This window comes from Paraburkholderia sediminicola, from assembly GCF_046026855.1.
In the GTDB taxonomy this organism is placed as follows: Bacteria; Pseudomonadota; Gammaproteobacteria; order Burkholderiales; family Burkholderiaceae; genus Paraburkholderia; species Paraburkholderia sediminicola_A.
Map to the genome: position 1 here is coordinate 15,524 of NZ_JAQQET010000020.1, position 19,678 is coordinate 35,201.

18 protein-coding genes are annotated in these 19,678 nt (G+C 62.0%); 10 read left to right on the plus strand and 8 right to left on the minus strand.

The window, feature by feature from the left end; genetic code table 11:
• Positions 1 to 87 precede the first annotated feature (87 nt).
• Positions 88 to 927 carry a uracil-DNA glycosylase gene (locus tag PQR40_RS21925; protein ID WP_408235884.1) on the plus strand — a complete coding sequence of 280 codons (840 nt, stop codon included), beginning with the start codon at positions 88 to 90 and terminating at the stop codon, positions 925 to 927.
• A 197-nt stretch (positions 928 to 1,124) separates the two neighbouring features.
• Here the strand turns inward: PQR40_RS21925 and PQR40_RS21930 are convergent, their stop codons facing one another.
• From PQR40_RS21930 to PQR40_RS21950, 5 genes are all read right to left on the minus strand, one after another.
• Entirely contained in the window at positions 1,125 to 1,721 is a 597-nt protein-coding gene (locus tag PQR40_RS21930; protein ID WP_408338274.1) for an FMN-dependent NADH-azoreductase, read from the minus strand.
• 154 nt (positions 1,722 to 1,875) lie between these two features.
• Positions 1,876 to 3,666: a M61 family metallopeptidase gene (locus PQR40_RS21935; protein WP_408509870.1), complete on the minus strand. Its 1,791-nt coding sequence runs from the start codon at positions 3,664 to 3,666 to the stop codon at positions 1,876 to 1,878.
• 95 nt (positions 3,667 to 3,761) lie between these two features.
• Complete coding sequence (locus PQR40_RS21940; protein WP_408216649.1) at positions 3,762 to 4,487, minus strand: DsbC family protein; 726 nt, start codon at positions 4,485 to 4,487, stop codon at positions 3,762 to 3,764.
• Positions 4,488 to 4,609: 122 nt separating this feature from the next.
• Complete coding sequence (locus PQR40_RS21945; protein WP_408509871.1) at positions 4,610 to 5,782, minus strand: UbiH/UbiF family hydroxylase; 1,173 nt, start codon at positions 5,780 to 5,782, stop codon at positions 4,610 to 4,612.
• 65 nt (positions 5,783 to 5,847) lie between these two features.
• Positions 5,848 to 6,210 (minus strand): hypothetical protein, encoded by a 363-nt coding sequence (locus PQR40_RS21950; RefSeq protein WP_408235896.1) that lies wholly within the window; start codon positions 6,208 to 6,210, stop codon positions 5,848 to 5,850.
• Positions 6,211 to 6,504: 294 nt separating this feature from the next.
• On the opposite strand from PQR40_RS21950, the gene ychF reads away from it, so the two are divergent.
• The 8 genes from ychF to PQR40_RS21990 all read left to right on the plus strand — a co-directional run bounded on the left by ychF (position 6,505) and on the right by PQR40_RS21990 (position 15,924).
• Complete coding sequence (gene ychF, locus PQR40_RS21955; RefSeq protein ID WP_408235899.1) at positions 6,505 to 7,599, plus strand: redox-regulated ATPase YchF; 1,095 nt, start codon at positions 6,505 to 6,507, stop codon at positions 7,597 to 7,599.
• Positions 7,600 to 7,893: 294 nt separating this feature from the next.
• A complete protein-coding gene (gene ugpB / locus PQR40_RS21960; RefSeq protein ID WP_408235902.1) occupies positions 7,894 to 9,219 on the plus strand; it encodes a sn-glycerol-3-phosphate ABC transporter substrate-binding protein UgpB in 1,326 nt (441 codons plus the stop codon).
• A 71-nt stretch (positions 9,220 to 9,290) separates the two neighbouring features.
• Positions 9,291 to 10,175, plus strand: coding sequence for a sn-glycerol-3-phosphate ABC transporter permease UgpA (gene ugpA, locus PQR40_RS21965; protein WP_408338268.1), 885 nt, complete (start codon positions 9,291 to 9,293; stop codon positions 10,173 to 10,175).
• Complete coding sequence (gene ugpE / locus PQR40_RS21970; RefSeq protein WP_408509872.1) at positions 10,172 to 11,017, plus strand: sn-glycerol-3-phosphate ABC transporter permease UgpE; 846 nt, start codon at positions 10,172 to 10,174, stop codon at positions 11,015 to 11,017. The genes ugpA and ugpE overlap by 4 nt, the downstream gene beginning before the upstream one ends.
• Positions 11,018 to 11,108: 91 nt before the next feature.
• Entirely contained in the window at positions 11,109 to 12,197 is a 1,089-nt protein-coding gene (locus tag PQR40_RS21975; RefSeq protein ID WP_408338266.1) for a sn-glycerol-3-phosphate import ATP-binding protein UgpC, read from the plus strand.
• A gap of 55 nt (positions 12,198 to 12,252) precedes the next feature.
• Positions 12,253 to 12,552, plus strand: a complete 300-nt coding sequence (locus tag PQR40_RS21980; protein ID WP_408509873.1) for a DUF3761 domain-containing protein — start codon at positions 12,253 to 12,255, stop codon at positions 12,550 to 12,552.
• A gap of 234 nt (positions 12,553 to 12,786) precedes the next feature.
• Entirely contained in the window at positions 12,787 to 14,451 is a 1,665-nt protein-coding gene (gene ettA / locus PQR40_RS21985; RefSeq protein WP_408235916.1) for an energy-dependent translational throttle protein EttA, read from the plus strand.
• Between the two features lie 351 nt (positions 14,452 to 14,802).
• Entirely contained in the window at positions 14,803 to 15,924 is a 1,122-nt protein-coding gene (locus tag PQR40_RS21990; protein ID WP_408509874.1) for a DUF748 domain-containing protein, read from the plus strand.
• Positions 15,925 to 15,994: 70 nt separating this feature from the next.
• On the opposite strand, the gene PQR40_RS21995 is transcribed toward PQR40_RS21990, so the two are convergent.
• Genes PQR40_RS21995 through PQR40_RS22005 form a run of 3 tightly spaced genes read right to left on the minus strand, consistent with a single transcriptional unit; the run spans position 15,995 to position 18,740 of the window.
• Positions 15,995 to 16,618, minus strand: a complete 624-nt coding sequence (locus tag PQR40_RS21995) for an HAD family hydrolase (protein ID WP_408338260.1) — start codon at positions 16,616 to 16,618, stop codon at positions 15,995 to 15,997.
• Between the two features lie 33 nt (positions 16,619 to 16,651).
• A complete protein-coding gene (locus PQR40_RS22000) occupies positions 16,652 to 18,466 on the minus strand; it encodes an aminopeptidase P family protein (RefSeq protein ID WP_408509875.1) in 1,815 nt (604 codons plus the stop codon).
• Between the two features lie 19 nt (positions 18,467 to 18,485).
• Positions 18,486 to 18,740 (minus strand): hypothetical protein, encoded by a 255-nt coding sequence (locus tag PQR40_RS22005; RefSeq protein WP_408235928.1) that lies wholly within the window; start codon positions 18,738 to 18,740, stop codon positions 18,486 to 18,488.
• A gap of 225 nt (positions 18,741 to 18,965) precedes the next feature.
• Here PQR40_RS22005 and PQR40_RS22010 point away from each other — a divergent pair, with 225 nt between their 5' ends.
• Positions 18,966 to 19,676 (plus strand): response regulator transcription factor, encoded by a 711-nt coding sequence (locus PQR40_RS22010; protein WP_408509876.1) that lies wholly within the window; start codon positions 18,966 to 18,968, stop codon positions 19,674 to 19,676.
• Positions 19,677 to 19,678 lie beyond the last annotated feature (2 nt).

Genomic DNA, 19,678 nt, shown 5'->3' on the forward strand with positions numbered 1-19,678 from the left:
CGCTGCTCGCCGCTCGCCAACAAAATGCGAGGTCCTCACGCGACGCAAACTTGAGCTAGCTCGCGTTTGCTGCGACACTTCCTCGCCATGACCTCCGCTTCCCGCACCCGCTCCAATCCGTCGCAAGCCTCGCTGTTCGGCGACGCCTCGGCCACGCCGTCTGATACCACCGCCCAGCCGCAGCCGCAAACGGCCGCTGGCTCGCCACCGCCGACGCTCGAAGCCCAATTCGCCGCCCTGCCCCCGGCCTGGGGCGCGCACCTTAAACCGTTCATCGAAAGCGACGCCTACACGCCGCTATGCCGTTTCGTCGACGGTGAACGCGCGGCGGGCAAAACCGTCTATCCCGCCGACGTCTTCCGGGCCCTGCGCCTCACCAGCCCCGACGAAGTCAAAGTCGTGATCCTCGGGCAGGACCCGTATCACGGCGAAGACCGCGGCACGCCGCAAGCGCACGGACTAGCGTTTTCAGTGGCGCCGAACGTGCGCACGCCACCGTCGCTGCGCAACATCTTCAAGGAAATCGCCGCGAGCCTCGGCCACGAGCCGCCACGCCATGGCTGCCTCGACACGTGGGCCAAACAGGGCGTGCTGCTGTTGAACACGGTGCTGACCGTCGAGCGCGATGCGGCCGCGAGTCATGCGAAACGCGGTTGGGAAAAATGCACCGACACGCTGATCCATGAGCTGGCCATGCACCATGACGGACTCGTGTTCATGCTGTGGGGCGCGCATGCACAAGCCAAACGCGCGCTGCTTGGCGGCAAGTCGCATTACGTGCTGGAGGCGCCGCATCCGTCGCCGCTGTCAGCGCATCGCGGCTTTCTCGGCTGCGGGCACTTTGCGTCGGCCAACGAATATCTCGTGAAGCATGGCCGCACACCGATCGACTGGCGTCTGCCCGACGAAGCGCAGATGCTGGCGTAAAGCCTATCGCGCGAAACGCACCAACACTAGCCAGAGACCGGAAACCAGCAACCGGGAACCAAAAGGCCAAGGATCCTGTGTCGGGAACCAGAGATCGCAGCCGTCGCAAAAACAAAAACGCCACAGAACTCACATTCCGTGGCGTTTTTTCATACATCCCGCCGCGATCACGCAGCGCAGGGGACCAACCTCACACCTTACGCAGCAGCGATCGCTTCACGTGCGCCAGCCAGCGCAGCGGTAGCAGCGTCCGGGCCCATGTTCAGGCCTTCGGCGTAGATGAAGTTCACATCGGTCATGCCGAGGAAGCCAAGGAAGGCCTTCAGGTACGGTGTTTGGCTGTCGTTCGGGGTACCGACATACTTGCCGCCGCGTGCCGAAACCACGTGAACCTTCTTACCCTTCACGAGGCCTTCCGGACCATTTGCCGTGTACTGGAACGTGATGCCGGCGCGTGCGATGAAGTCGAAATACGTCTTCAGTTGCGACGAGATGCCGAAGTTGTACATCGGTGCACCGATCACGACGATGTCGGCGGCTTGCAGTTCGGCGATCAGCGCTTCGCTGCGAGCAGAGATCGCGGCTTGTTCCGGCGTGCGCTGGTCAGCCGGCGTGAAGAACGCGCCGAGGACGGTGTCGTCCAGATGCGGCAGCGGTTCGGCTTGCAGGTTACGGACGACGACTTGCGCGCCCGGATTCGATTGTTGCAGCTTTGCGGTCAGCTCGTTGAGGAGCAGGGTCGAGTTCGCGCCTTGCGAGCGGGCTGCCGAGTTGATTTGCAGGATCGTGGTCATGGTTGACTCCAGTAGGGGCGCGCAGTTTTGCGCGAGTGGAGCCATTGTGATTTTTTACCAACCCGGGAAAAAGCCGTGTGGCAGCGAAGGATTGTTGCACTGGTAGAACAATCCCCCGCTTTGAAACAGCGATTAACATCGTTCCGGATTACGATCAGCTTGTCAGCCAGCGCTCCCGCGCCTTGCGCGCCGCCGGCTGTTTATCGCTCACAGTCAGCTTGTAGCGCGACACCTCTGGCCCGTCCAGCTTGACTTGTGCGGTACGCAGTTCATCGCGGCGGAAGGCGTGGACTTCGACCTTTGCGCCCGGCAGATAGCGCGACAGCAGGGAATCAAGATTCGAGCCCGTCACACGCAGACCGTCGAGCGCGATCAGCACGTCGCCCGCCGAAAGCCCTGCTTTTTGCGCCGCGCTACCTTCGTGAACCGCCGCCAGCGTGCAATCCGCGCCGCCGCGCATGCGCGCGCCGAGCGACGGCTTGCCGTTCTTGTCCAGCTCCGGCGCGAGCGTGATGCCGAACGGCGTGAGCAACGTGTCGAGGGGCAGATCGCGCGTGCCGTGCACGGCTTCGGCGAGCAATTCGCCCAGTTGCACGCCGGTCGCTTCGGCAAAAATCGCCTCGATCTCGCCTTCTTCGACGCCAACGGGCTTGCCGCGATAGAAGTCGCGCCCAAACCGCTGCCAAAGCAGACGCATCACGTCGTCGAGCGATTTGCGGTTATTGGTCTGCGCGCGAATCGTCAGATCGAATGCGAGCGCGACGAGCGAACCCTTGGTGTAATAGCTGACGATCGCGTTCGGCGCGTTTTCGTCCTGCCGATAGTATTTGACCCACGCGTCGAACGAGCTTTCGGCCACCGTCTGCTTCAGACGGCCACTGCCACGCTGCACGCCACCGACTACCTTGCCGAGTAGGACGAGATAGTCGTCTTGCGAGATCAGGCCGCTGCGTACGAGGATCAAGTCGTCGTAGTAAGACGTGAAGCCTTCGAACAGCCACAGCAGCGACGTGGTGTTTTCGACGCTCAGGTCGTACGGCGCAAACACGGCCGGCTTGATACGCTTCACATTCCAGGTGTGGAAGTATTCATGGCTGCACAGACCGAGGTAGGTTCGGTAACCTTCGGTGGGCGCGTCGCGGCCTTCCACCGGCAGATCGCCGCGATTGCAGATCAGGGCCGTCGAAGCGCGATGCTCCAGTCCGCCATAACCGTCGGTGACGGCCTGCGTCATGAACACGTAGCGATCCATGGGCGCCTTCTTCGACTTCGGCTCGAACAATGCGATCTGCGCTTCGCAGATGCGCTTCAGATCGGCGGACAGACGCGCCATATCGAGCCCGATTACGTGCCCCGCGATCACGATGTCGTGCGGCACGCCGTGCGCCTTGAACGTCGCCAGCGCGAACTCCCCCAACGTAACCGGATGATCAATCAGCTCGTCGTAGTTCTGCGCGCGATACTCGCCGAAGCCGTAGCGCTTCGTGCCACGCGCTTCCGGCAACGCAGTCGCGACGCGCCAGTTGCGGTACGCCGCGCCTTCCGGCTTCTGGATGTCGACCACGCATTGTGCTTCCTCGTGACCGAGCGGCGACAGAAACACGCTAGTGCCATTGAAAAAGCCCGTCGTGTCGTCAAGATGCGCCGCGCGCACCGACAGATCCCATGCATACACTTCGTAGCGCAGTGTTAGCGCGCCTTTGACCGGCGCTGCCTGCCACGTGTGCTTGTCGGTCTTTTCGACGCGCACCTTCCGCCCCGCGTCGTTGACGGCGCGCAGCGTGACAATGTTGCGAGCGAATTCGCGCACCATATAGCTGCCCGGAATCCACACCGGCAGCATGAAACGCTGGCCGGCCGGATCGGGATCGGCGACGGTGACGGTGACTTCGAACAGGTGGGCGGCGGGTTGCTTCGGAACGATGGTGTAGCGGATCGGCTTCATCGGCGGCGATTAGAAGTTTTCTGGCGGGGATGTTCGGGGCTTGATGTGAAAGGAGGCGCACTTCGCGCCTCCTTTCCTCGACTGACGTTGCGTGCTCAGTGCACGGCAGACATTTCCTTGTCCAACCGGTCTGCCGGCACGGCGCCAGGCAGGCGGCGCCCGTCGGCGAGGAACACGGTCGGCGTGCCGTCAACGCTCATCGCACGGCCGAGTGCAAGGTTCTTGTCGATCGCGGCGGTGTCGCAGGTACCGGCGGCGGTGGGCGCCTGATGGTTCTGCATCCATGATTCCCACGCCTTCGCGCGGTCGGTCGAGCACCAGATCGACTTCGACTTGGCAGTCGAGTCAGGCGACAGCACCGGGTACAGGAAGGTGTAGACCGTAACGTTATCGATCGACTTGAGCGTCGTTTCGAGCTGCTTGCAGTACGGGCAGTTCGGATCGGAGAACACCGCGATCTTGCGCGCGCCGTTGCCCTTCACAACCTTCACCGCGTTCGCGAACGGCAGGCTCGCGAAGTCGATGCGATTGGTCTCCGACAGACGCGCTTCAGTCAGATTCTTGCGGGTCTTCGCGTCGACCATGTCGCCGAGCATGAGATAGTCGCCGTTTGCGTCGCTATAGATGATCTGTGTGCCGAGATTCACTTCATAGAGGCCGGCAATCGGCGACTTTGTCACGCTCTTGATCGTCACGTCGGCCAGACGCGTTTGCAGCGTGGCCTTGAGCTTGTCGGTGGTTTGGTCGGCCTGTGCGGAGCAACCGATCGTCACGGCAGCGATCGCGAGCGCGACGGCCGCAATGCGGAAGGATTTTTTCATGCTGAATTCCTGGAGTTCAATCGCGCGCGATGCGCGTTTCTGGGACGTTTCTGGTCTGACCGGAATGGCGTCCATCCGTTCATGATACCCGTCTCGCCGAACGGGCATGCGGGCTGGAGGCTTTACCCCAGCGCGGCCGACACCAGCCAGCGTTTGATGAACGGCTGGGCGCCGACGAACGCCATACCGGTATTGCGCAGCACCTTGGCAAACGGACCGGGCGCCGAGAAGAGCTTTTGCAGGCCGTCGGTTGCGATCATCAGCGCGCGGATGTCTTCGCGGCGAGCGCGTTCATAGCGGCGCAGCAGCACCATGTCGCCGAGATCACGAAACGCTTCCTTGCCTGCGACCGTCTCGGCGAGCGCCGCGACATCGCGCAAGCCGAGGTTCATACCCTGGCCCGCTAACGGGTGAATCAGATGCGCGGCATCGCCGACCAGCGCAACGCGCGGCGCCACGAGCTTATCGACGGTTTGCAGCGCGAGCGGAAAGCCTTGGGCGGGCGTCACGCATTCCAGTGCGCCGAACTGACCGCCTGTCATACGTTCGACTTCCGCCGCGAGTTGCGCAGGGTCGAGCGCGAGCAGTTGTTCGGCGTGCTCGGTGCGTGCCGACCAGACCAGCGACACGTGGCCGTCCGGCATAGGCAGCAGCGCGATGATTTCGCCGTCCTTGAACCACTGATAAGCGGTTTCGCCATGCGGTTTTTCGGCTTTGAAATTCGCGACCACGCCGGTTTGCTTATAGTCGCGCCGGTTCATCTTCGAGCCGATCTGCGCGCGCACCCACGAATGCGCCCCATCCGCACCGACCACCAGATCGGCCTCGAGCACATTGCCATTGGCAAGACCGACGCTGGCACCGTCGGCGGTAAAGTCGAGTGCCTGCGCGCGCGTGTCGATCCAGGTGAGATTCGGCTGGAAGCGCAGCGCTGCGTCCAACGCGCACTCAATGACCGACGACTCGACAATCCACGCCAACTGCGGCACGGATGCCTGGAACGCGGAGAAATGAAGTTCGGCGTGCGCGTCCCCGTAGACGCGCATGTCGTAGACGGGCCCAAGCTTCGACAGATCAAGCGCCTGCCAGACCCGCAACCGCTCCAGCAGAGCCTGCGAACTCGACGACAACGCGTAGACCCGCGAGTCGAAGGCAGCACCCGGCGGCAGCGCCGCGCAGGGTTGCGCGAGCAGCGCCACGCGCAGCCCGCCTTGCGTCAGCGCCAGCGCCGCGGTCTTGCCGACGAGGCCGCCGCCGATCACGGCAGCATCAAAGGTCTGGTGGTGTGCGTTCATCCGCGCATTATAGCTGCGGGGGTTGCGGGGGACGGATCGAGGCGTGCGGCATTTCGGCCTGAAACCTAGTGTCCCAGCGCGGCGTGCGCCGCATCGGCTTCGCGAAAACGCATGAATTCACGGTCTGTTGAGAGGACGTTCCACGCGCTCATCACCAACTCGCTCTTACGGTCCCGCTGGTCTCCTCGTACCGTGCAGTCTGGGAAAACCCGGTCGTACACGCGCCACAGCGAGTCGAAATCATTGGTATCGGCGAACTGCGCAATGCTGCGCTTATCGTCCTGAGTGAGCTGCTTCACCATGCAGTTCACCGTCTGGCGATCGGTCGCCGCCTGAGCGTCTTCGTAGTTCGGCGACAGCCAGGCAATCACGCCGGCGCCAATCAGCGCTGCCCACACTACCCATCTGGCCCATGTTTTTATTGTCATCGTGCTTCCCCGGAAAGGGCTCTAGCGGCCCCGGACCCGCATACTACAATGTTCTGACAGAATATTTCCGGGTAAGCCCGGTTTCCCGCCCCCTTCCCAGGAACCCTATCCGAACGGGTTACAATTGCGCTTTCCGTGACAAAACTCGCCCAGAATCGTCGAGGCAACGCCCCGATCTGGTGTCTTGTCCCGCTCCGCTGCGCTTCCTCCGCCACGCCAGGCGCGAAGGCTTTTCGAATCCTGCACACAGCGTCGAGCGCATCACGCAACTTACTGATTCACTGAAGGATTTCCATGAGCCTCAAATGCGGCATCGTTGGCCTGCCTAACGTCGGCAAGTCCACCCTGTTCAACGCGCTGACCAAGGCGGGCATCGCCGCCGAAAATTATCCGTTCTGCACGATCGAGCCGAACGTCGGCATCGTCGAAGTACCGGATGCACGTCTGAAGGCGCTCGCCGAAATCGTCAAACCGGAGCGTATCCTGCCGGCCGTGGTGGAGTTCGTCGACATCGCCGGCCTCGTGGCCGGTGCGAGCAAGGGCGAAGGTCTGGGCAACCAGTTTCTCGCGAACATCCGCGAAACCGACGCGATCACGCACGTCGTGCGCTGCTTCGAAGACGAAAATGTGATCCACGTCGCGAACAAGGTCGATCCGCTCTCGGATATCGAAGTGATCAACACTGAGCTGGCGCTGGCCGACCTCGCGACCGTCGAAAAGGCGCTGTCGCGCTATTCGAAAGCCGCCAAGTCGGGTAACGACAAGGAAGCCATCAAGAACGCCGCGGTGCTGGAAAAAGTACGCGCTCAGCTCGACCAGGCCAAGCCGGTCCGCGCGCTCGATCTGTCGGATGAAGAAAAGGCCACCCTCAAGCCGTTCTGCCTGATCACCGCCAAGCCGACCATGTACGTCGCCAACGTGAAGGACGACGGTTTCCACAACAACCCGCACCTCGACGCAGTCACGAAGTTCGCGGCAGCCGAAGGCGCACCGGTCGTCGCCGTGTGCGCGGCAATCGAAGCGGAAATCGCCGACCTCGAAGAAGCGGACATGGCAGTGTTCCTCGCCGACATGGGCATGGAAGAGCCTGGCCTCAACCGCGTGATTCGTGCGGGTTTCAAGTTGCTGGGCCTGCAAACCTACTTCACGGCAGGCGTGAAGGAAGTACGCGCATGGACGATCCATGTCGGCGATACCGCACCGCAAGCAGCCGGCGCGATCCACACCGACTTCGAGCGCGGCTTCATTCGCGCACAGACCATCGCCTTCAATGACTTCATCACCTATAAGGGTGAGCAAGGCGCGAAGGAAGCCGGCAAGATGCGTGCGGAAGGCAAGGAATACGTCGTGCACGACGGCGACGTGATGAACTTCCTGTTCAACGTTTGACGTTCAGTCTCTGCTCGGGGCGGCAACCAGCGAAACGCTGAGCGCCGCCAAACTCAAAGAAGGCCCGCTAAATGCGGGCTTTTTTGCGCCACCCCGCTTTGACTTCCGCACGTCGTGCAAACCTGCCGCCTCAGATCCGCATTGTTTCCGTTTCATGACAGCCGGTGTTAAATTGCGGCATTCGGCACCGGTCAAAAGCGGACCGCCGCCCGGTAGCCGACGCCGAACTGTCATCGAACACAACTAGAATCGCGCGATTCCCATCCGCGCCCGTTCCGATCAGGAGACAAATCGATGCGTTGCAAGCCGCTGTTCCGTTCGCTTTCCGTTGCTGCCGTATTGAGCTTCGGCATTAGCCAGGCCGCCCACGCCGCCACTGAAATCCAGTTCTGGCACGGCATGGAAGCCGCCCTCGGCGAGCGTCTGAACGACATCGCCAACGCGTTCAACGCGTCTCAAAGCGACTACAAGATCGTGCCGGTGTTCAAAGGCACCTACGACCAGACTCTCGCCGCCGGCATCGCCGCTTATCGTAGCGGCAATGCGCCCGCCATTCTGCAGGTCTACGAAGTCGGCACCGCCACGATGATGCAGGCGAAAAAGGCCGTCATCCCGGTTTCGGAAGTGTTCAAACAAGCTGGCGTGCCGCTCGACGAAAAGGCCTTCGTGCCGACCATCGCGAGCTATTACAGCGACGCCAAAACCGGCGAACTGATTTCGATGCCGTTCAATAGCTCGACGCCGGTGCTGTACTACAACAAGGACGCGTTCAAGAAAGCGGGGCTCGATCCGAATCAGCCGCCGAAAACTTGGGCCGAGTTGCAGGTGGACGCGCAGAAACTGAAGGCGTCGGGCATGGCGTGCGGCTATTCGTCGGGCTGGCAAAGCTGGATTCAGCTCGAAAACTATAGCGCCTGGCATGGCGCGCCGTTCGCGTCGAAGAACAATGGTTTCGACGGCCTCGACGCGCAGCTCGAATTCAACAAGCCGCTGCAGGTCGCGCACATCCAGTTCCTGCAGAACATGCAGAAGGAAGGCACCTTCACGTATGTCGGGCGCAAAGACGAGCCGGTGTCGAAGTTTTATAGCGGCGACTGCGGGATCATCACGAACTCGTCGGGCTCGCTTGCCACGATCAAGAAGTACGCCAAATTCAACTTCGGCACCGGCATGATGCCGTACGACGCGAGCGTGAAGGGTGCGCCGCAGAACGCGATCATCGGTGGCGCAAGTCTGTGGGTGCTCTCGGGTAAAGACCCGGCCGTCTACAAGGGCGTGGCGAAATTCCTCGCGTATCTGTCTTCGGCGCCGGTTGCCGCGAAGTGGCATCAGGACACGGGCTATCTGCCGGTCACGACCGCAGCGTATCAACTGACGCAGCAGCAAGGCTTCTACGAGAAGAATCCGGGCAGCGACACGGCGATCAAACAGATGCTCAACAAGCCGCCGCTGCCGTATACGAAGGGCTTGCGTCTTGGCAACATGCCGCAGATCCGCACCGTCATCGACGAAGAACTCGAACAGGTCTGGGCGGGGAAAAAGACGCCGCAACAGGCGCTCGATTCATCCGTGTCGCGAGGCGACGAGTTGCTGCGCCGCTTCGAGAAAGCCGGTAATTAAGTACTCGCCAGCAGGGTTTCGGTGCGCTCGCGCCGAAACCCGATGTTGCAGCAGAACCTTGGGAATTTTCGATGGAAAAGCGCTCTAGCTTCGGCACCAGCGTCCTGCCCTATCTGCTCGTTGCGCCGCAACTCGCGATTACGCTGCTGTTCTTTCTGTGGCCGGCGGGCGAGGCGCTGTGGCAATCCACGCAGAGCCAGGACGCGTTCGGCACGTCCAGCGAGTTTGTGGGTCTGGCCAATTTCAAGCAGTTACTCGCCGATCCGCTCTACTTGTCGTCGTTCAATACGACGCTGATTTTCTGCGCGCTTGTCACCGTGTCCGGATTGGTGATTTCGTTGTTGCTGGCAGTCTGTGCGGATCGCGTGACGCGCGGCGCGAGGGCCTACCAGACGCTGCTGATCTGGCCGTATGCGGTCGCACCCGCGATCGCCGCCGTGTTGTGGTCGTTCCTGTTCAACCCGAGCATCGGCCTCGTCACCTATACGCTCGCGAAGTACGGCATCGTGTGGAATCACGCGTTGAATTCGGGACAGGCGATGTTTCTGGTCGTGCTGGCTTCCGTATGGAAACAGGTCAGCTATAACTTTCTGTTCTTCTATGCCGGCTTGCAGGCAATCCCACGTTCGCTGATCGAAGCGGCGGCCATCGACGGCGCCGGGCCGGTGCGGCGTTTCTTCGGTATCGCACTGCCATTGCTCTCACCGACCAGCTTCTTCCTGCTGGTGATCAACATTACCTACGCGTTCTTCGACACCTTCCCGGTGATTGACGCCGCCACCGGCGGCGGCCCGGCGCAATCCACCCGTACGCTGATCTACAAGATCTTCGCCGAAGGTTTCCAGGGGCTGGACATCGGCAGCTCGGGTGCGCAGTCCGTCATCCTGATGGTGATCGTTGTCGCGTTGACGGTCGTGCAGTTCCGCTTTATCGAACGCAGGGTTCAATACTCATGATCGAGAACCGCCGCGGTTTTGACCTCTTCTGCCACGCGGTGCTGATTCTGGGCGTCGTGCTGGTGGTGTTTCCGGTGTATGTCGCGTTTTGCGCGGCGACGATGAGCGAGCATGAAGTGTTCAGCGTGCCGCTGTCGCTGGTGCCGAGCACGCATCTGTTCGAGAACATCGCGACTGTCTGGTCACAAGGCAGCGGCAATGCGGCAGCGCCGTTCGGCCGCATGCTCTTCAACAGCCTCGTGATGGCGCTGGTGATTTCGATCGGCAAGATTGCTGTCTCGATGATCTCCGCGTACGCGATCGTGTTCTTCCGCTTTCCGTTTCGCAATCTCGCGTTCTGGCTGATTTTCATCACGCTGATGCTGCCGGTCGAAGTGCGTATTTTCCCGACCGTGCAGGTCGTGTCGTCGATGCATCTGAGCAATACCTATAGCGGGTTGACGTTGCCGCTGATCGCCTCGGCCACTGCGACATTCCTGTTCCGCCAGTTCTTCATGACGCTGCCAGACGAATTGATGGAAGCGGCGCGTATCGACGGCGCCGGCGCGATGCGGTTCTTCTGGGACGTGGTGCTGCCGCTGTCGAAAACGAATATGGCGGCGCTGTTCGTCATCACGTTCATTTACGGCTGGAATCAGTATCTATGGCCGATCCTGATTACTAGCCAGCAATCGTTGACCACGGCTGTGGTCGGCATCAAAAGCATGATCGCGTCTGGCGACACCGCGACCGAATGGCATCTAGTGATGACCGCGACGCTGCTCGCCATGCTGCCGCCGCTCGCCGTCGTGCTGACGATGCAGCGCTGGTTCGTGCGCGGACTGGTGGACTCAGAAAAATGAGCTGCGCCGTTTGGGCGGGCTCGTGAATTGAAATGGAACGCACCGCGCCAGGCGTAGTAAGCGCGGCAAGCAACGAAAAGGCTAAAACAGCATGGCTGCACTGACTCTGCAAGGCGTTAAAAAGACCTACGACGGCAAACAGTTCGTGTTGCACGGCATCGACGTAGACGTCACGGATGGCGAGTTCGTCGTGATGGTCGGCCCGTCCGGTTGCGGCAAATCGACCCTGCTGCGGATGGTGGCCGGACTCGAAGGTATTTCCGAAGGCACCATCTCGATCGCCGGCAAAGTAGTCAACCGACTGGAGCCGAAGGATCGCAACATCGCGATGGTGTTCCAGAACTACGCGCTGTATCCGCATATGAGCGTCGCCGAGAACATGGGCTATGCGCTGAAGATTGCGGGCGTCGATCGTGCGCAGATTACGAAGCGGGTGGAAGCTGCGGCGCAGATTCTCGAGCTCGGACCGCTGCTCGCACGCAAGCCGCGCGAGTTGTCCGGCGGTCAACGGCAACGCGTCGCCATGGGTCGCGCGATCGTGCGCGAGCCGGCCGTGTTTCTGTTCGATGAGCCGCTGTCGAATCTGGATGCCCGCTTACGGGTACAGATGCGCCTCGAAATCCAGCGCCTGCATGCGCGGCTTGCCACAACCAGCCTGTACGTCACCCACGATCAAATCGAAGCAATGACGCTGGCGCAACGCGTGATCGTGATGAACAAGGGTCACGCCGAGCAGATCGGTGCGCCGACCGAGGTCTACGAGCGGCCGGCGACGGTGTTCGTCGCGAGCTTCATTGGCTCGCCGGGGATGAATCTGCTGGAAGGCCGGGTGTCGGAAGACGGTTCTACATTCGAGGTCGCTGGCAACGGGCCGAAGCTGCCGCTCACAGGCGCGGCGTCGATCGGCCGGGAAGTTGCGAAGGGCCGCGAATGGACACTCGGCATTCGCCCGGAGCATATGACGCCGGGTCAAGCGGGCGCGTCTCACGCCACCTTGACTGTCGATTCCTGCGAACTGCTCGGCGCGGACAACCTCGCGCACGGCCGCTGGGGCAAGCACGACGTGACCGTGCGGCTGCCGCACACGCATCGCCCCGCAGCAGGCGAAGCGCTGCAAGTCGCGCTGCCCGCGCACCATCTGCATTTCTTCGATCCGTCGACGGGACGGCGCGTGAACTGACGCCCCCGCCTCGGCCGAACCCGACGTACCCAAAAACAATAAAGACTTTAAGACCATGCAAGGCATCGCCCTCCACTGCTTGCGCCGCACAGCAGCGCTCACCGCTGCGCTTCTCTTCACCGCGACCTCTGCGTTCGCCTACGTCGCGCCCGGAACGTCGCCCGACGAAGCGAACCTCAGCAATCACAACACCTACACCAATCGCGACGGCAACACGGTGCATGCGCCAGCGCGCTCCCTATCGGGCAAGGCGCCAGACGGCGCGACCGCACGCTGCCGGGACGGCACCTACAGTTTCAGCCGGCATCGCAGCGGCACCTGCTCACGGCACGGCGGCGTATCGGACTGGTTGTAATGGGCGGCCGGCGAGCCGCCCCGTTTCCATTCGCGTTGCCGTCCCACCCCCGCCCCGAAGTACAATGCCACCTGAACCACCCGCCCGCGCGCGGGGCGTCGCGGGGCTCGAAGCCGCGCTCGACGCCCCGCCGGCCGGCGCCGGGCGCACTGCCCGGCCAACACACCGATTACCCATCCACCCACGACCGCCCGCCCCCATGCGGCCGGCGTCGTCAACGTCTATTGCAAGCAAATGGCCCAATACGTCTTCACCATGAACCGGGTCGGCAAAATCGTGCCGCCCAAGCGTCAAATCCTGAAAGACATCTCGCTGTCGTTCTTCCCCGGCGCGAAGATCGGCCTGCTCGGCCTGAACGGCTCGGGCAAGTCGACGCTGATCCGCATCATGGCCGGTGTGGACAAAGACATCGAAGGCGAAGCCACGCCGATGCCGAACCTGAACATCGGCTATCTGCCACAGGAGCCGCAACTCGATCCGAACAAGACGGTGCGTGAAGCGGTCGAAGAAGGTCTCGGCGACGTCTTCGGCGCGCAGAAGAAACTCGACGAAATCTATGCCGCCTACGCGGAGCCAGACGCCGATTTCGACGCGCTCGCCGCCGATCAGGCAAAGTACGAAGCCATTCTCGCCACCACTGATGGCAGCGCCGAACAGCAAATCGAAATCGCCGCCGACGCGCTGCGTCTGCCGGCGTGGGACGCGAAAATCGAGCACCTGTCGGGCGGTGAAAAGCGTCGCGTGGCACTCTGCAAGCTGCTGCTCGAAAAGCCGGACATGCTGCTGCTCGACGAACCGACCAACCACCTGGACGCGGAATCGGTCGACTGGCTAGAACAGTTCCTCACACGCTTCCCGGGCACCGTTGTCGCCGTGACCCATGATCGCTACTTCCTCGATAACGCCGCCGAGTGGATTCTCGAACTCGACCGCGGCCACGGTATTCCGTGGAAGGGCAACTACAGCAGCTGGCTCGATCAGAAAGAAGAGCGCCTGAAGCAGGAAGAATCGTCGGAATCGGCGCGGCAGAAGGCGATCAAGAAGGAACTGGAGTGGGTGCGCCAGAACCCGAAGGGCCGTCAGGCGAAGTCGAAGGCGCGTATTGCCCGCTTCGAGGAACTGAACAGCCAGGACTACCAGAAGCGCAATGAAACCTCGGAAATCTTCATCCCGGTCGGCGATCGCCTCGGTAATGAAGTGATCGAGTTCAAGAACGTCAGCAAGTCGTACGGCGACCGTTTGCTGCTCGACGACGTCAGCTTCAAGATTCCGGCGGGCGCGATCGTCGGCATCATCGGACCGAACGGCGCCGGTAAGTCGACGCTGTTCCGCATGCTGACCGGCCGCGAACAGCCGGATTCGGGCGAAATCGTGCAGGGCCCGACGGTCAAGCTCGCCTACGTCGACCAAAGCCGCGACGCGCTCGACGGCTCGAAGACCGTATTCGAGGAAATCTCCGGCGGTGCTGACGTGCTGACGGTCGGTAAGTATGAGACGCCGTCGCGTGCGTATATCGGCCGCTTCAACTTCAAGGGTGGCGACCAGCAGAAGACCGTCGGCAATCTGTCGGGCGGTGAACGCGGCCGGCTGCATCTGGCGAAGACGCTGATCGCGGGCGGCAATGTACTGCTGCTGGACGAACCGTCGAACGACCTCGATGTCGAAACGCTGCGCGCACTCGAAGATGCATTGCTGGAATTCGCCGGCTCCGTGATGGTGATCTCGCACGATCGCTGGTTCCTCGACCGGATCGCGACGCACATCCTCGCATTCGAAGGCGACTCGCAAATCACGTTCTTCGACGGCAACTACCAGGAATACGAAGCGGACAAGCGCGCACGTCTCGGTGAAGAAGCTGCACGTCCGAAGCGTCTACGTTACAAGCCGATCGCACGATAAATCGCAAGCTTTGCAGCCCGCTCATCAGTCGATGAGTGGGCTATTTTGCTGGTCGTTTTCTTGCTGACAGGATTGCTATCCGCTTTATTGAACGCCAGGTTGGCCGGTTTGCGGGTCTCGGTTAGCTCCTGGCCAACCAGCCGGTCCTTCTGCCCTCCATGGCACACGCCGGAAACGCCTTGCGTTTGCCGGATAGGCGGTAGGGCACACGCATTGCGTGCCACCGCGTGATACACGTCGTCCCGGCGGGATGCGACAACTCCGCTATATCAAACCAATGTGCGTTCAACCGGCGCACGCTCGGGCCAATCACATCCACACCGTGCACAGCGCGGCGACGAGGAGGCAAGCATGGCGATGTCGAAGGGCAAGCGCTGGGCCATTGCGATAGGCAGCGTGCTGCTGGTGCTAATCGTCGTCGCGGTCGGTGCGCTGCAGTTCGCGCAGCGCGAAGTCAAAGAGCGGGTGATTGCGGCGCTCGGTCCATTAGGCAGCGCCGAAAGCATCCGGGTCGGCCTCACCTCAGTCCATCTCACCAACGTTCTGCTCAAAGCGCCGCCCGGCTGGCCCGCCGGTGATCCGCTACGCGCCGACGAAATCACGCTCACGCCCGATATTCGCGATCTGCTCGTGCGGCGCATGCATATTCGTAGCGTGGTGGTGCGTGGCTTCGACCTCGCAGTACTGCGCACCAAGGACGGCGCGATCCGCCTGCTGCCGAATCTACGGCAATCCGTCAACAAGTCCGACGAAGAAGCCAGCGGCGTAGCGGCAACCGCTCCCCGCGAAAAACTGATCGACCACATCAGCTTCGAGCAAGGCAACTTCCATTTCTACGACATGACGGTCGGTCCGCCGGCATTCAAAGTGACGGTCAGTAACGCCAACGCGACCGTCGACCACCTGCATCTGCCGGCGCTCACCGAACCGACCAACGTCAGCGTCACCGGTTCAATCAAGGGCCCGGCAAACACGGGCACGGTTTCGTTCGACGGGTGGATCAAGATCGCCAGCAAGGATTCGCAGACCACCAGCAAACTGCGCGACGTCGATGTCGTGATGCTCGATCCGTACCTGCTGAAAAAAACCGGCGCAAAGGCACAGGTGACGGGCGGCACGATCGACCTGACGGTCGACTCGACGGTGCGCAACTATCAGTTGCACGCGCCTGGCACGGTGACGATCCACCATTTGCAACTCGCCGACAGCGACAACCCGCTCGACACCTTCATGTCGATTCCGACCAAAGCCGCCATCGCCGCGCTCAAGACGCACGATGGCGACATCACGCTGCATTTCGTGCTGGATGGGAATTTGCGCGATCCGAAGTTTTCGGTTCAGGAAAGTCTGATGACGCGCCTCGGCGCCGGGTTTGCGAAAGCGATGGGCGTGAGCGTCGAAGGCGTGGCGAAGGGTGCCGGGGAGACAGTGAAAGGATTGGGTAACGCGTTGAAGAATCTGCTTGGTCAGTAAGCGGGCCGAGGCCGACGGCGCCGTTAAAGCGAAGTCGCGCCGCGTCACCACTTTAACCGGCGTCCCGCGCTTAAACCGGCAACCCCAGTTCGCGCAATTTCGCTTCGGTTTGCGCGGCGTCCGTATGATGCACGCCGTGCCAGCCGAGCACCGTTGCGGCCTCGGCGTTTTTCAGATTGTCGTCGATGAAGACAAGTTCGTCCGGCTGGATGCCCGGCAGTTGCGCCTCGATCCGCTGACGCATTTCCGCGAAGATCGCCGGATCAGGCTTTACCAGCTTCACCCTGCCCGATACGACGATATCGCGGAACCGCCGCAGCACGGGGTAATGCTCCCACGCATAGGGAAACGTCTCCGCCGACCAGTTCGTCAGCCCGAAAAGCGGCACATTGGCGGCTTCGAGCTTTTCCATGATTGCCACGCCCTCTTCCAGCACGCCGGCCACCATCTCGTGCCAGCGCTCGTAGAACGCACGGATCAGCGGCGCGTGATCGGGAAACTTCGCGATCAGTTCGTCTGTTGCCTCGACGATCGATTGACCGCCGTCCTGACGGACCACCCAGTCCATCGAACAGACGTGAGTCAGAAACCAGCGGCGCTCCGTTTCGTCGGGAATCAACTGACGATATAGATACTCAGGGTTCCAGTCGATCAGCACGCCACCAAAATCGAACACGACTGCCTTGATACCCATGCACTCTCCGTCAGTAAGGTCGTGGCGACACGATCAGATAGGCTGTGTGCGCAACTCCAGCCACGCCTTGGCCTCACCCGACACATGCGGCGACAGGCGCGTGCGCACCATCTCGTGATACGCATTGAGCCATGCGCGCTCGTCGTCACGCAACAGCGACAGATCGAGGCAACGTGTGTCGATCGGGCATAGCGTCAGCGTTTCGAACTTGAGGAAATCGCCGAACTCGGTTTTCTCCGCGGGCACGTTCAGCACCAGGTTCTCGATCCGCACGCCCCACTTGCCCGGCCGGTAAATGCCCGGCTCGACCGACGTGATCATGCCTTCTTCCATCGCCGTCCATGGTTCAGCCGGCGCGTAGTGCGAAATCACCTGCGGGCCTTCGTGCACGTTCAGGAAATAGCCCACGCCGTGACCTGTGCCGTGACCGTAATCGGCACCGGCTTCCCAGATCGGCGCGCGGGCGATCGCGTCAAGCATCGGCGAACGGATGCCGCGCGGGAATTTCGCGCGCGACAACGCCATGGTGCCTTTCAGCACGATCGTGAAATCGCGCCGCTGTGCCTCGCTGATGGTGCCGACCGGCACAACGCGGGTGATGTCGGTCGTGCCGCTCAGATACTGTGCGCCCGAGTCGATCAGCAACAGGCCATTGCCATCGATCACCAGATGCGCATCATCGGTCGCGCGGTAGTGCGGCATTGCGCCGTTCGCGTTGAAGCCGGCGATCGTCGCAAAGCTCAGGGATACGAAGCCCGGACGGCGCGCGCGGGCTGCCGTCAGGCGCTCGTCGATCGTCAGTTCAGTGATCGTTTCACGGCCCAACGCGCCCTCGAACCACGCGAAGAATTCAGCAAGTGCCGCGCCGTCCTGCTCCATCGTCTCGCGCACGTGCTCTGCTTCTGCCTCGGTCTTACGCGACTTGAAGAACGTGGACGGATTGACCGCCTCGACGACATTCACCGTAGACGGCACCAGTTGCAGCGAGCCATACGTAATGCGGCGCGGGTCGATCAGCAGTGTGCTGCCGGCCGGCAGCGCGGCCAGTGCATCGGCCGCCTTTGCATACGGCTCGACGCTGATGCCATCAAGCGCGAGCGCATCGGCCAACGCCTGTGGCACTTTGCCGTCGGCGACGAACAGCGACGCGCTCTCCTGACCAACCAGCGCGTGCGCCACGAACACCGGGTTATAGCTGACGTCGGCGCCGCGCAGATTCAAAAGCCATGCAAGGTCGTCGAGCGTGGAAATAAAGTGCCACTGCGCGCCCTTTTCCGCCATCGCCCGGCGAATCTGCGCGAGCTTTTCCGAACGGGCGACGCTTGCGTGCGGGGCGGCATGCTCAAACACGGCGGCGACAGGCAGCGACGGACGCTGCGGCCAGATCGCGTCGAACAGATCGACGTCGGTGCGCAGTTTCACGCCATGCGCGGTGAGCGCCTGGCTCAAAGCACGCGCCGCCGACACACCGAGCACGGCCCCGTCCACGCCAACCGTGCCACCGGTTGCGACGTTCTGCGCGAGCCATTCGAAATGCGGCACGGTCTGCTGGCCGCCGGTCATCTTCATCAACTGAACGCCGGTGCCGGCCAGCTGCGCATTGGCTTGTTCCCAATAGCGGCTGTCGGTCCACACGCCGGCGAAATCGGCGGTCACGACCAGCGTGCCGGCCGATCCGGTGAAACCCGACAGCCACTGCCGGCCTTGCCAGCGCCCGGGTAGATATTCGGAAAGATGCGGATCCGCGGACGGCACCAGATAAGCGGCTACGCCTTCGCGCGCCATCGCATTGCGCAATGTCGCGAGTCGTTCAGGGATGGAGGAAGTTTCGGGAAGTCGGGCATTCATCAGAGTCACCTGCAAGTATTCATCGACGGGAAAGCAAGCCGACCGTCACGGCAACGGCGACCAGCGCGATGGCGGTACATACCGGCCATTCGAGCATACCGCCATCATGAAAGAGACCGACCACGTTGCCGGCCATGCGTGCGACACCCGCGCCCAACAAGCCGGCCAGTAGCGCGACCCACCATTGGGCACGGCTCGAACGGCGCAGCGGATGCAGCCACCATCCCGCCAGGCCGATCACGGCGCCCAGTACCAGGATTCCGGACCAACCCATTAGCGGCGGGTCTGGCGCAGTTTTAGATTCGTCCCGCGCAGTTTCAGATTCGTCTCATGGGCGCCGGAGGTTTGGGCAGCTAGCATTTTTGTCTCATTAACTATAAAGGTTCAGCACGGCGCTTTCCGCATAGCGGTTGAGTTTAGGGGTCGGGGTGATGTTAGGCAAGCTGTAAGCCTTACGGAGAATCCCGGTCCTCGATTATTGCCAGGCTGAAAGCGCGCCATGCGAATCGCCCTTATCGAGCCGGACCTTCGGCACGCCACATTAGTCGGCCGACTGATCTTTGCCGGCGGCCATATGTGCCAACACTTCACTGCGAGCGCCCCGTTCCTGCATCGCGCCGCCGACGAATTCTTCGATCTTCTCATTACTGACGGCTGGGCCGGCGACCTTTCCGCTGAAGACTTGATCCCGCGTGCCCGCTCTATCCTGCCGAGCTTGCCGGTGATCGTGCTGTTGTCGGAGCCACGCGAGAGCCAGATTGTTGCCGCGCTGCACGCTGGCGCCGACGACTGCCTGACCAAACCGGTCCGCGGCCCGGAAATGCTGGCCCGAGTGGACGCACTGCTGCGACGGGCGGGCCTGCGGCGGCCGCCCAACCGGCGGCGTGACACGATCGGCGGCTATGCGTTCGACGCGGCGCGCCTCGCCGTCACATTTCGTGACCATACGGTCGCCCTGACGCCGAAGGAATTTCGCTTCGCATTGCTGCTATTTACCAATCTGTCACGGCCGGTGTCGCGCGCGCATATTCTCGAAACCGTCTGGACACGCCGCCGCGACGTAAAGTCGCGCACCGTCGACACCCACGCGTCGCGCGTGCGGACCAAACTGCAGTTGCGCCCGGAGTATGGTTATTGCCTGACACCGCTTTACGGCTACGGCTATCAACTCGATGCAATCCCGCCAGAGGCCGTTGTAGAGGCCAAATGACG

Excerpts from the sequence above, each read along its gene's own strand:
- PQR40_RS21925 (WP_408235884.1), top strand. The coding sequence starts at position 88 with ATGACCTCCGCTTCCCGCACCCGCTCCAATCCGTCGCAAGCCTCGCTG.
- PQR40_RS21930 (WP_408338274.1), bottom strand. The coding sequence starts at position 1,721 with ATGACCACGATCCTGCAAATCAACTCGGCAGCCCGCTCGCAAGGCGCG.
- PQR40_RS21935 (WP_408509870.1), bottom strand. The coding sequence starts at position 3,666 with ATGAAGCCGATCCGCTACACCATCGTTCCGAAGCAACCCGCCGCCCAC.
- PQR40_RS21940 (WP_408216649.1), bottom strand. The coding sequence starts at position 4,487 with ATGAAAAAATCCTTCCGCATTGCGGCCGTCGCGCTCGCGATCGCTGCC.
- PQR40_RS21945 (WP_408509871.1), bottom strand. The coding sequence starts at position 5,782 with ATGAACGCACACCACCAGACCTTTGATGCTGCCGTGATCGGCGGCGGC.
- PQR40_RS21950 (WP_408235896.1), bottom strand. The coding sequence starts at position 6,210 with ATGACAATAAAAACATGGGCCAGATGGGTAGTGTGGGCAGCGCTGATT.
- ychF (WP_408235899.1), top strand. The coding sequence starts at position 6,505 with ATGAGCCTCAAATGCGGCATCGTTGGCCTGCCTAACGTCGGCAAGTCC.
- ugpB (WP_408235902.1), top strand. The coding sequence starts at position 7,894 with ATGCGTTGCAAGCCGCTGTTCCGTTCGCTTTCCGTTGCTGCCGTATTG.
- ugpA (WP_408338268.1), top strand. The coding sequence starts at position 9,291 with ATGGAAAAGCGCTCTAGCTTCGGCACCAGCGTCCTGCCCTATCTGCTC.
- ugpE (WP_408509872.1), top strand. The coding sequence starts at position 10,172 with ATGATCGAGAACCGCCGCGGTTTTGACCTCTTCTGCCACGCGGTGCTG.
- PQR40_RS21975 (WP_408338266.1), top strand. The coding sequence starts at position 11,109 with ATGGCTGCACTGACTCTGCAAGGCGTTAAAAAGACCTACGACGGCAAA.
- PQR40_RS21980 (WP_408509873.1), top strand. The coding sequence starts at position 12,253 with ATGCAAGGCATCGCCCTCCACTGCTTGCGCCGCACAGCAGCGCTCACC.
- ettA (WP_408235916.1), top strand. The coding sequence starts at position 12,787 with ATGGCCCAATACGTCTTCACCATGAACCGGGTCGGCAAAATCGTGCCG.
- PQR40_RS21990 (WP_408509874.1), top strand. The coding sequence starts at position 14,803 with ATGGCGATGTCGAAGGGCAAGCGCTGGGCCATTGCGATAGGCAGCGTG.
- PQR40_RS21995 (WP_408338260.1), bottom strand. The coding sequence starts at position 16,618 with ATGGGTATCAAGGCAGTCGTGTTCGATTTTGGTGGCGTGCTGATCGAC.
- PQR40_RS22000 (WP_408509875.1), bottom strand. The coding sequence starts at position 18,466 with ATGAATGCCCGACTTCCCGAAACTTCCTCCATCCCTGAACGACTCGCG.
- PQR40_RS22005 (WP_408235928.1), bottom strand. The coding sequence starts at position 18,740 with ATGGGTTGGTCCGGAATCCTGGTACTGGGCGCCGTGATCGGCCTGGCG.
- PQR40_RS22010 (WP_408509876.1), top strand. The coding sequence starts at position 18,966 with ATGCGAATCGCCCTTATCGAGCCGGACCTTCGGCACGCCACATTAGTC.